The organism is Paenibacillus sp. FSL H8-0317 (genome assembly GCF_045040685.1).
GTDB lineage: Bacteria > Bacillota > Bacilli > Paenibacillales > Paenibacillaceae > Paenibacillus.
Map to the genome: position 1 here is coordinate 5,379,338 of NZ_CP150294.1, position 11,967 is coordinate 5,391,304.

Here is an 11,967-nt window from a genome sequence, read left to right on the forward strand (position 1 = left end):
TGAATATGCGTACGAAGAGGATTGGAGGCTGAATCATCATCATGAACTTTGCCAAACGAATGGATCATTTCAACGAAGGAATTTTCACCCGGTTACTGGAGATCAAACGCCGCAGACTGGAGAACGGGCAGCCCGTTATTGATCTCAGTGTGGGTACGCCAAATATCCCACCTGCGCAGCATATTATAACTGCACTATGCGAGGCCGCAGCTGATCCGGCTAATTATATATATGCTGTGAATGATCAGAGTGAGTTGTTACAAGCTACGAGCAATTGGTACAAGCAGCGCTATCAGGTCGAGTTAGACCCTGCAACACAGATCTGTTCCTTACTCGGTTCACAGGAAGGGCTGGCACATATATCCCTCTCCATTGTCGATGAAGGTGATCTGGTGCTGGTCCCTGACCCCTGCTATCCCGTCTTCGCGGATGGACCGTTACTGGCAGGTGCAGAACTGTATTATATGCCGCAAAAAGAAGAAAACGGGTATGTTATTCAACTTCAGGATATACCGGAAGATATCGCTCATCGAGCAAAATTCATGCTGGTCTCCTATCCCAACAATCCAACAACTGCGATGGCACCAGATCAGTTCTATCTCGACCTGATTGCCTTTGCGAAGAAGTATGATATTATCGTGCTCCATGATAATGCGTACAGTGAGCTCGTGTTTGACGGAAAGTCATGTGGAAGCTTCCTCGCATTCCCTGGCGCCATGGACGTCGGTGTGGAATTCAATTCCCTGTCAAAAACGTACGGACTGGCCGGAGCTCGAATCGGCTTCTGTGTGGGCAATACAACCATGGTCTCCATGCTGAAAAAGCTGAAATCCAATATGGATTACGGGATGTTCCTACCGATCCAAAAAGCAGCAATTGCCGCCATTACCGGTGATCAATCCGAGGTTGAACGGGTCAGAGCTATTTATGAACAGCGCAGAGACATCCTCTGTGATGGATTCAGCAATCTCGGTTGGCCGATTGCCAAACCTGATGCAACAATGTTCGTCTGGAGCCGGATTCCGGCGCACTACGACAGCTCGGAGCAATTTGCCATGGATCTGGTTACACATGCAGGGGTCATCGCAACCCCAGGTAGTGCCTTTGGTCCTTCGGGTGAAGGGTATGTGCGCTTCGCCCTCGTTCAGGATAATGAAATATTGCAACAGGCGGTACAATCCGTCGATGACAGCGGGATTCTGAAATCCAGCTAACGGGAGCACAATTCGAATGTGCTCAAGCAAATATCCCCTCAAGGTCCACAGGAAGTAAGAGTTTCACGTTTGATAACGTGATCTCCACTTCTTGTAGACGTGAGGGGATTTTTATCATTTTCAGAGGACTAAACATTCATGAGGTGATGGTGTGTGTTGTGCCAGCTAGGGGGGATACAAATCATGATCTGTGCAAACACGTAAACAAGATCGTAAGATCGTCGGCTAAATGGTGCCAAGTTACAGTAAAAAGCCTGCTCGGAGAGCAGGCTTCTGGTTTGGACTTTTATACAGACTTGCGCCAGTTAGAACGATACATCAGATACAGGAAGTACGGTGTACCGATAATCGCAATGAGTATGCCTGATGGAATCTCTGTCGGCGCCATGACGGTTCTGCCGATTGTATCGGCGAGCACCAGCATAACTGCACCCGCTAATGCGGATAGGAACATGGATCGTCTTAACTTATTCCCCGTCAATAGCCGAACCATATGTGGTGCAATCAGGCCGATAAAACCAACGGTTCCTACACAAGCAACAGCACCTGCTGCAAGTAATACACCAACTGTCATGGCTAATAATCGTGTACGACGTACTCCGAGACCAAGCCCGGATGCACTATTGTCGTCAAATACCAGCAGTTCGAATCTGCGTGCCAGCCACCAAGCCACCGGTACCAGAATAACTAAAAATAATCCGATAACCCTCACCTGTTCCCAGGTACGAGCATAGGTACTTCCTGTCAGCCAGATATATCCGCTGCTACCGTATACCGCACCACGGACAATCAGAATCTGAATACCTGCTCCAGCAATGGCAGACATCGCGATCCCCAGCAACACAACCGCCGAAGGGTTCAGTCCTTTCTTCCAGGCGAGGGAGAACACCACCACTGCAGCACTGGCTGCACCGATGATTGCCGCAATTGGCAGCAAGTATATCGGAAGACCCGGCCATAAGATGATGACCATCATCGCTCCAAGCCCTGCACCTGAGGACACACCAACAATTGAAGCATCAGCCAGCGGGTTACGTACCGCCATCTGAATGAGTACACCACTGATTGCCAGTGCAGCTCCTGCACCTGCGGCAACAAGTGTACGCGGAATCCGAAGCTGAATCAGCGCGGAGAACAGTCCATCCGATTGGAACAGACTTGGTAACCAATCGGCCAGGGGAATTCGCATACCACCAAACATCGTACTGAGCAAGATAAGCACGACCGTTATGACTGAGAATAATACAGCCATCGGGCCAAATGCAAAGCGACGCGCAGCTCCTCCTGTGCTCATTGAAGTAGACATGCCTGAACCGTTCGTAGCCTTCATGCGTGTAAGAACAAGCCAGATGAGCCACGGTGCACCAATGATTGCCATAACGGCACCTGTTGGCAGTTCCATGCTGGAGTTATGCACCATCTTGGCGAGGACATCTGCTCCAACCAGGAGCGCTGCGCCCCATATGAACACACCGGGTAAAAGTAATCGGTTAGAACGTACACCACTCAATCGAACCAAATGTGGTGCGACCAGTCCCACGAAGCCAATCGGCCCAATTACACTTACAATCACAGCGGCCAGCAATACAGCAAGAATTAACCCTACTGCACGAGCCAATGTAACCTTTTGTCCCAAGGAAGAAGCCGTCGATTCATCCAACTCCAGCATATCCCACTGTCTGGACAGGATTAACGAGAGAAGGGTAATACCAACCACCCAAGGCAAAGCATAAAACACACCACTCCAGTCATTCTGGACAAGTGTTCCGGAGCCCCAAAGGAACAACCCTTGTGTCTCCATGGAGAAAAAAATATGTAAGGCACTTGTAAATGAACCAAGCACCATCGATACAATCATACCGGACAACGCAAGTCGAACCGGGCTTGATGTTCGTCCGCCGCCCATAAAATAAGCCGCAAATGCTGCCAGCAAACCACCTAGGGCTGCGAAAAGAAAAGGCGACTGACTTAATAGACCTGGAAAAGCGATAGCTCCCAGCACCACCACAAAGTATGCTCCTGCATTAATGCCCAGGGTATCTGAAGCAGCCAATGGATTACGAGTAATCGTTTGCAGCAAAGCGCCCGCAACAGCCAGTGCGCCACCCGCAAGAATACCGATTACTGTACGCGGCATGCGCAAGTCCCAGACCATATTGTGCTCTAATGAATCCTGTCTGCCTGTAAGAGCGTCCCAAACAACATGCAAAGGAATGGAAGCTTCTCCATAACACAGACTTACAAAAAAAAGCACGATGAGAGCGGTTAGACCGCCCCCATATATGCTTATTGTACGCCAATTCATAGCTGGCTTAGATCCTTGAACCGAACTCATTTGGTAATCGCCTCGACTACCCCATCAACCAATACTTTGGAGGAGATCGGTCCACCAAATGTCCATGTTGTGCTATCGAGTTGATATGTGCGTTTTTCTTTCACAAAGTTCAGTCCGTTCCATACCGAGTTGTCTTTCATGGCTGTGCCAAAGACGTCATCGTCTGGTTGTGTAATATAAATGAAGTTACTGTCCTTCACATCGGTTAAGGATTCAATGCCTACTGTAGAGAAGCCATAGTTTTCAACTTTGTCCGGCTGCCAATCGTTAACCAGTCCGATTTTGTCCAATGTACCAATGACAACCGAGTTATCGGTAAACATACGCAGGCTGACTGCATTTTGATATGTGAACGCTTGTGTCAGTGCAAAGTTGAAGTTTTCTTTCCCCGCAGCAGCCAGTTTTTCTTTGGCTTCTACATAGTGTTGATCGAGATTACTCAAAACTTCTTTTGCTTTGTCTTCTTTACCGAGAGCTGTTGCAATGTTATTAAAGATCTCTGTCATCTTGTCATAATCATAGCCGTCACCATCATACGGATCATATTCAATCGTTGGTGCAATTGCATTCAGCTGATCGTAGACCGCTGTATTATTATCCGCATTGGCAATGATCAGATCTGGCTTCAATGCAGCAATAGCTTCCAGATTGGGTTCACTGCGTGTTCCGATATCCGTTACACTGTCATCCAGTGCTGCTTCGGATGTTACCCATACTTTATAGTTAGCGTTATCTGCGTTACCTACTGGTTGAACACCCAAGGCAACAACATCTTCCGTATATGTCCATTCAAGCGTAACGACACGTTCTGCTGGCTTGTCCAGCTTAAGCTCTCCACGTTTATGCTTCACGGTAACAGGACCTGCTGTCTCTTCAGCCGGAGCACTACCGGAGTCACTACCTTGACTTGTATCTGTTGTAGTCGTGGTTTTACCACAACCCGCCAAAACCAGCACAAAGGCCAGCATGATCAACAATCCGTTCAACCCTTTTTTCATATCTCTTTTCTCCCCTGTTTGTATGTATTTATATGATAACAATTATCATTATCACTATTGGATTATGCCGTAGGAATTGATTTTTGTCAATGCAAAGTACCTTATTCCAATTCTTTTATGAGATAAAAAAAGGAAAGGGATAGCTCAAAATCCATCCTTCCCTTCTATTGATTGCTGTTTACATTAACTCAACTGCATCGTAGTGATGCATGTATTATCATTTTCGTATGTAGACAATTGCGTTTCTGCAACCTTTCCATCTCGAACAATACGAATCAGATAGGTTCTGTCTCTAGGCACCCAAAAATCCATAAATCCGTTTGCACCAGACTTCATCACTTCATCTTTCATAAAAGTGTTGCCTTGAGAATCGTGAATGGTAACACTGAATTCCTTATTGCTCATTTCCCCCTGACAACCGGTCAAGCTATGAATTGCACAGGGATGGGTCTGATCAACATAGGGTGCAATGGAAAGGAAAAATTCATTTTCAGGCAAATCGTAAGTAATGGTCTTTTTATCTCGGTCGGCGACGATTAACTGTTTGGCATTAATGGAGGCAGATTCCGGTGTCTCTTTTCCTGTGCTGATATCTTCCACCAATTTTCGGATGTTGGGCGCATTGGCTGTACCCGCCTCATCCTTACCCGTATTGCTTGCAAACAGATAGGTTCCGATCACAATTACAATTGCAACACTTGCAATGATCCACATTTGTTTTTTCATTTGGAGTCCATCTCCTCGTCCGTTTTCATCAAGTATAATGGAGAACGAAGCAATATGGACTTATACAACAAACAATTCACCAGATTATCACATTATTGGTACGAATCTCTTTGCATCATAGTTGATTGGTTCGAATGGTAGGCTGGGCTATGGAAACGCAGAGAGCAGCGTTGAAGTCTATGAGCTTCATCGTCCCGCCACTCTCCAGAGCCTACTAGTTCAGACTATTTTGCTGAATAAATAGACTTATTGACTGGATAAAAGACATAAACTTTTATTTTTATGCTGACATACACTATATTGAGAATCGGAATTAAGGAGTCAGTTTTAGAATGGTCACAGTGGTATTTAGATTGTTATGCAACTGTGCAGGAGTTGCATTCGCATTTACCAGCTGGATCGTCGTCGGAACCGTTGTAACCGTAACAATAACTTCAGCAGATATAGGTCCACCTCCATTACCTGTGAATGGCACAGGTGTTATGGGTGTTCCATTTACCGTGAGGTTGAAAGCCGCATCGCCCTGATTATGAATGCTAAAAGAGATCAAGTAACTTCCTGTTTCATTGATTGTTATCGTTGAGGACTGCGGCACGAAAGTGAATGCACCTCCAACATTAGCCAAAACCCCGGTTAAAGTTATTGGTGAGTTGCCAGGTACTGTGTCTGTGCCTGTGCCGGGATCTGCCCGGAAAACACTTAGGAAATCGGATATTCCAGCCCCAACTGGACCAGCCGGACCTGTTGCTCCTGCTGGGCCTACTGGGCCTGCTGGACCTACTGGACCTACTGGACCCACTGCTCCGAGCGCGCCTGCTGGCCCGACTGGACCTTGTATACCCGGAACCCCTTGCAGACCTTGTGGTCCCGGTATCCCTTGAGCACCGATCGGTCCTTGTGGCCCGGGTATCCCTTGAGCGCCAGTTGCCCCTTTTGGACCTATCGGTCCTAGTGGGCCAGGAATCCCTGGAGAACCTTTCACGGAGTGCATAGACAATTAACTATAATTCATAAAATCATAGTGCCTATTATGGGAAATTGATGCATTTTAATCAATTTCATTAAATCGGAAAAAGCCCGTCTAACATACGAGAATATCTCGTGGTTAGACGGGTTTTGCTTGTTTACATTCTACATAGGATTCTTTTCATGACAAAGTGCTTTGTTTTTCTCATAGAACCGGGCATTGTGAGAAGATACACCCGCCATATCGGAAGCAGCAGGTTCTAGATACGTCTTGGCACTGTTGACTGCGAGCACCGCATCGTTAAAAGCACCTGCAATCAGTCGAACTTTGCTTCCATAGGTAATGAAATCACCTGCTCCGAATATACCCGGAATGTTGGTGCGCATGCGCTGATCTACGGATACGCCGTAATCTTCCCGCGCCAGTCCCCATTGCACAAGGTTACCAAAATCACGATCATACCCATGGCTTACGACAACTTCATCCACTTCAACATATGTGATCTCACCGGTTTCTATATGGGCAAGCTCGACACGATCTATTTTGTCACCTGTACCGTATAAGCGAGAGATAGTATATGGCGTCATGACGTTGGCTTGAGCTTTCATCTGAGCAACAGGCGACTCATGTCCGGTGAATTCATGACGTCTGTGTGCTACTGTAACTTCACTTGCTATCTTGCCCATTTCATTCGCCCAGTCGACTGCGGAATCACCACCACCCGAGATCAGAACACGCTTCCCGGCAAATCGGGACAGGTCGGTTATCGTATAGTGCAGATTTGTCAGCTCATATCGGTTGGCACCTTCAATAGCCAGTTTTTGCACCTGAGTCATGCCTCTACCCGCACATAACAGGATGGTACGTGTGTAATGGCGCTCCCCTGTTTTAGACATGAGTACAAATACACCATCTTCACGTCGTTCAAGCTCAGCAATTTCCTGCCCAAACACAATCGTTGGATCGAACGTTCTCGCTTGTCTCTCCAGCGATTCAATCAGCTTCTCACAGCGAATCGGATCAACCCCGCCCACATCCCAGATCAGCTTCTCCGGGTACGTACGCATGAATCCACCCAGTTCCTGTTTGGCTTCGATGATCTTGGTACGCATGGCTCTCATACCACTATAAAATGAGGCATACATGCCAGCAGGCCCACCACCTATAATCGTAATATCGTAGATATCCAATTGTGTCTCGGTTGTCATTTAAGGCACCAACTTTTCAACAACATAGTCCATCAATTTTACAGAGCCAATCGGACCCACACCCGATACGAATTGGCTTGTCTTCAACGGGAAGACATGATCATTCTTCACAGCCTCCAGATTCGACCACACTTGGCTTGCTTTTAGATCTTCCATAGATTTCTTCGTGTCATAACCTACGAGGGTCCTGTCTTCCAGGAAAATATAATCCGGATTCATCTCAGGCAAGAATTCCAGTGAGAACTGGCTAAACCAATCTGTAGAGTCTTTGATCGCTTCAGGACTATTCAGACCCAGGATATCATAGAAGAAAACACTGCTGCTTCCTCCTTTTGGACCCATGAAACGGTAACGATTGTGCTCCACCCGGAGAACCAATACGGTCTTGTCTCCCAGGGCTGCCGCAATTTTCTCTTTCGCTTGGGAGGCTTTCTGGTCGAATTCAGCCAGTATTTTGGCAGATTCTTCGGTCTTGTCAAATATGGCAGCCAGCTTTGGCATAGCACGTTTCATTTCACTGTTGGCTTCCAGTGCCACCGTTGGAGCGATTTTGGACAACTCGTCATATACGCCTTGCTCCATACCTTCGCCAGCTGTAAGGATCATATCCGGTGACAACGCAAGCAACTGCTCATAATTATATTGATATTGCTCGACTTCAATGATCTGGACTCCATGTTCTTTCAAATAATCAGGGCGGTATTCCGCTTCAACCTCCGGAGTTAACAAAACGATTTGGGGTGTAATACTCATTTCAATCAGATACTCGGCATAGATCGAATCAAACACAACCAGATTTTGAGGATGAGTTGGAATCGTTACTTCTCCAAACTGATCCTTCACCACCTTAGTCCCACTTTCAGTCGCTGTTTCTTCTGCAGTACTCGCTGCTCCTTCAGTTGGAGCAACTGCTGTTCCAGCTGTTGCGTTCTCTTCCTTGGTTCCACCGGAACATGCCGCCAGCATTACACTAACCACCAACAGCATGATACCAAACCCTTTAAATCTTCGTGACATGATATACTTCGCCCCTTATGTATATTGATAATGATAATTATTATCAAATAGTATCAAATAAGAAGTGTTGCTTCCATAGCATATCGTGCGTATTCCGTTGGATTATTGTGCTCTCTCATGAAGAGGTTCCGTAAGATGGCGAACGATCTGATTGAGAATCAGAGTGTGTCCCGTAATTCCGTGACCGTCTACCCACAGGTGAGTATCTACGTAAAATACCCGATTATTTTTTACAGCCTTCAGGTCATTCCATTGCGGACTCTCCCATAGTTTCCTCATATTTTCTTCAGCACTGAAGTGCTGCATAATCCGCTTTTCCACAAACAGATAATCGGGATTGGCTTGTGTGAGCAGGTCCAGCGAACAAGGGTTAAACCATGCTGTACCTGAATCCAGTGCTTGCGGCAGTGTTAATCCAAGCTGTTCATATAACAAGTGTGATACCCCGTGTGAATGCCCACCCAGATATCGATAACCAAACGCTTCCACCCTCAGCAGCATGACAGTGGACGCGGATTGGATGATGGGTTGCAACTTTCGCTTAGCTAAGCTGACTTCATGTTTCATCTGCTGATGCAGTCTATAAACCTCTTCTTCTTTGAGAAACCAGGCTGCCAATTGATCGAGCATGGGTTCTACATCTTGATGAAGTCCGGTTAGAATCGGTGCAATTGTGCGCAGCTCCCTTTTGACCTCTTCCGTCAATACGTTTCCTATCAGCATCTCCGGTTGAACTTGTCGAACAAGTTCTATCTCCACCTCATACTGTGTAACCTCCAGCATCTGCACTCCATGCGCTATAAATTGTTCATGGTGATGTGGCGACAACAGGATCGGGGTAACCAATACGGCATGGGGGATAACACCCAGATGAATCATAATTTCTGCACAGATTGGAGAAAGTGATACGATCTTGCGCTGCGTCATCGTCTGTCTAAATATCTTAGGTGATACGCCAGTCAGTTGTTTGAAGCGTCGGCTAAAATAATGAGCATCTTCAAATCCAGATTTTTTGGCAATATCCTGGGAGGTTGCATCGGTTAATAACAGTTCTTCCTGCGCACGATAGATCCGGTAGTGGGCCAGATAATCCAGAGGTGGCTTACCATATCGTTCACTAAATTTGCGGGAATAATGCCATGGACTAATACCAGCGATCTGTGCTAACTGTGTACGTGTAATGACCTGATCATAATGCTGCTGCATGTAGTCAATGGAGCGAAGTATACCGTGTTCTGGCTTCAACTCGTTATCCGGCTGTTTCCGATATAGATTACTTAACAACTCATATAACAAATGGTGATTGCCAATCCTTTCTGCACTCTGTTCCTGTGAATGTGCTTCACTCCAATGCTGAATGATACTTGCCAAGCCTCCACCGGACAGTTGCACTTTCTGATACGCCTCTCCTGATGGTAAATGCCATTCGAACTTCTCAGCCTCCCGTCTATCATGCAGCACCGAATATGTATCGAACTGAACATGCCAGCCTGCCAGATCCAGGTTGCCACCTTCAATGACCTCCATTACGGAGTTCTCTTCAAGCGCAATTAATTCTCCATAGGAGACGTGAGCTCGGTGTCCATTTATATTCCAGATCGCTTTTCCATCAATGATAAATATCAAGGTGTGACTGAAAAAGTGATGCAGCTCGCCTTTTGTTATCCATGCGTTGCTTAGTGCGTCCGTTGACTTCCATTGCGCAATCCATTCCATGTTGTCAGACATAGGTTATCCTTTCAAAGGGATTAGTAATCCAGATTTATAGGTTTCACTATATCAAAATACATGACAACTCCATAACCAACAAGCTATGGCTTGAATAAAATGGTGGACAGCTACTGAGCATTTCATACTTGTATTATTCAGATGCAAAAACAACAAAAGGCCCGTACCATCAGGCACAGGCTCTTTCTTACAACTTTAATACTACTTTTTCAATTAGTACGTTCTACGTATTACTCAATGCTGGGTTTCGGTCACCCCTGTCCCCGTTTCTGTCCTTTTCCTGCCATCCAATACGTTAGTCCACACGAGACACCAAACGCAATAACCACACCAATGCATGTGTGTAACAGATTCAGGCTACCCTTTTCGATGAAGAGCGGGAGGCTGACCAAGCTCGGATTCCCCACCATAGCAAATGCCTTGACAGATAATAATCCAAAATACAGTCCACCCGCAGCTCCACCCAGCAATGCCGCGTAGAAAGAGGATCTTTTTCTCATGTTGACTGCATACAATGCAGGCTCTACCACTCCAAGGAGCGCTGTTCCTGTTGCCCAGAAAGCAAGTCTTCTGGATGCTGGCTCTTTCGAGCGGATACCGTTTGCAAGCGCAGCCCCTGCTTGTCCTACAATCGCCACTAACATGGCAGCAATCACCATAGAACCACCATTCATAACCATTTCATTAATGATGATGGCAATCAGCCAGTAGTGTAATCCCATAATTAACATCAGTGAGAAGACAGCTCCCAGTAACATCACCGACAACACTGGAGCATTAGCTACTAGTGAATCCAATGCCTCCGGCAGATATTCATCAATCCAGGTGCCGACTGGACCAAGAATCATCAATACTAACGGAACAAGAACCAGTAACGTCAGGAATGGAGCAACCATCCCTTTGGAGAATTTTGGACTCCATCGTTCAACGACTCTTTCCAGGTAGGCCGCTGCACAGATCGTGAGAATGACCCAGATGGGCGTAGAGTAAAAAGCTGGCTGGGACACAAGTGGCAAACCCAGGAAATGCACCTCTTTTTCCCCCGACATCAGCATGGTCATCTCCGGATAAAACATGAGTCCGCCAATAGATGCTGCAACATAGATATTGCTCTTCAACCGATACGCTGTGCTGATTGCTACCAATACAGGCAGTACATAAAATAAACCGTCTCCAATGATCCTGAAGATCGTAAAGGTCTGGCTGTCCATCAACGCAGAAGAGTCCGCAGAACTGTACGTATCCATTAACGCAATAATGGCGACTATAATTTTAATAACAGCGGCTCCCAGAATCGCAGGCATCAAGGGCCTGAATACATCGGATACAAAATGTAAGATCGAGAATCTGTTCTTCTTCGTGTGTCCTTCTTCCTGCAACCCTGTCCCTGTAGATTCCCAAGCGTCCATACCCAGTAACGTATTGTAGATAAGTGAAGATTCATCTCTTATTGTCAGATGGCACTGCTCACCTGTTACCCGAATATCTGCTACAACATCTGCGAAGGCAAGAGCCGACATGTTCAATTGTGTACTGTCCTTCAGTACCAGCGTCGTTGTGCCCTTATCGTGTTCTACGAACCTGATGTTCTCCTTGCCACCTGCGAGTTTCAACCAATCTTCAATCTGTGTGTCATGCATTATGTACAATCTCCTCATGTTACGGTAAACCCGTGTTTTGTGATGTGTTATGATCTAATATGCCTCTATCTATATACACATTTCCATGAAAAAACTTCAATAGGATAAAAAAACTAATTTCCCTTACATTGCAT

The 11,967-nt window shown here is 46.3% G+C and carries 9 protein-coding genes; 1 reads left to right on the plus strand and 8 read right to left on the minus strand.

What is annotated here, in order from left to right; translation table 11 throughout:
* The first annotated feature begins 41 nt into the window (after positions 1-41).
* The gene (locus MHB43_RS24100; RefSeq protein WP_339178371.1) at positions 42-1,214 is read left to right on the plus strand and encodes an aminotransferase class I/II-fold pyridoxal phosphate-dependent enzyme; all 1,173 of its coding nucleotides are present in this window, start codon (positions 42-44) and stop codon (positions 1,212-1,214) included.
* A gap of 286 nt (positions 1,215-1,500) precedes the next feature.
* On the opposite strand, the gene MHB43_RS24105 is transcribed toward MHB43_RS24100, so the two are convergent.
* The 8 genes from MHB43_RS24105 to MHB43_RS24140 form a co-directional block, all read right to left on the minus strand.
* A complete protein-coding gene (locus tag MHB43_RS24105) occupies positions 1,501-3,549 on the minus strand; it encodes an iron ABC transporter permease (protein ID WP_405130595.1) in 2,049 nt (682 codons plus the stop codon).
* Entirely contained in the window at positions 3,546-4,547 is a 1,002-nt protein-coding gene (locus MHB43_RS24110) for an ABC transporter substrate-binding protein (protein WP_405130596.1), read from the minus strand. Before MHB43_RS24110 ends, MHB43_RS24105 begins: the two co-directional genes overlap by 4 nt.
* A gap of 183 nt (positions 4,548-4,730) precedes the next feature.
* On the minus strand, positions 4,731-5,273 hold the full coding sequence (locus MHB43_RS24115) for a CueP family metal-binding protein (protein WP_405130597.1): 543 nt from the start codon (positions 5,271-5,273) through the stop codon (positions 4,731-4,733).
* 313 nt (positions 5,274-5,586) lie between these two features.
* Entirely contained in the window at positions 5,587-6,264 is a 678-nt protein-coding gene (locus MHB43_RS24120; protein WP_405132467.1) for a BclA C-terminal domain-containing protein, read from the minus strand.
* 140 nt (positions 6,265-6,404) lie between these two features.
* Positions 6,405-7,448, minus strand: a complete 1,044-nt coding sequence (locus MHB43_RS24125; RefSeq protein WP_405130598.1) for an NAD(P)/FAD-dependent oxidoreductase — start codon at positions 7,446-7,448, stop codon at positions 6,405-6,407.
* A complete protein-coding gene (locus MHB43_RS24130; protein ID WP_405130599.1) occupies positions 7,449-8,465 on the minus strand; it encodes an ABC transporter substrate-binding protein in 1,017 nt (338 codons plus the stop codon).
* A gap of 102 nt (positions 8,466-8,567) precedes the next feature.
* Positions 8,568-10,193, minus strand: a complete 1,626-nt coding sequence (locus tag MHB43_RS24135; protein WP_405130600.1) for a helix-turn-helix domain-containing protein — start codon at positions 10,191-10,193, stop codon at positions 8,568-8,570.
* Between the two features lie 251 nt (positions 10,194-10,444).
* Complete coding sequence (locus MHB43_RS24140; RefSeq protein ID WP_405130601.1) at positions 10,445-11,833, minus strand: PTS transporter subunit EIIC; 1,389 nt, start codon at positions 11,831-11,833, stop codon at positions 10,445-10,447.
* Positions 11,834-11,967 lie beyond the last annotated feature (134 nt).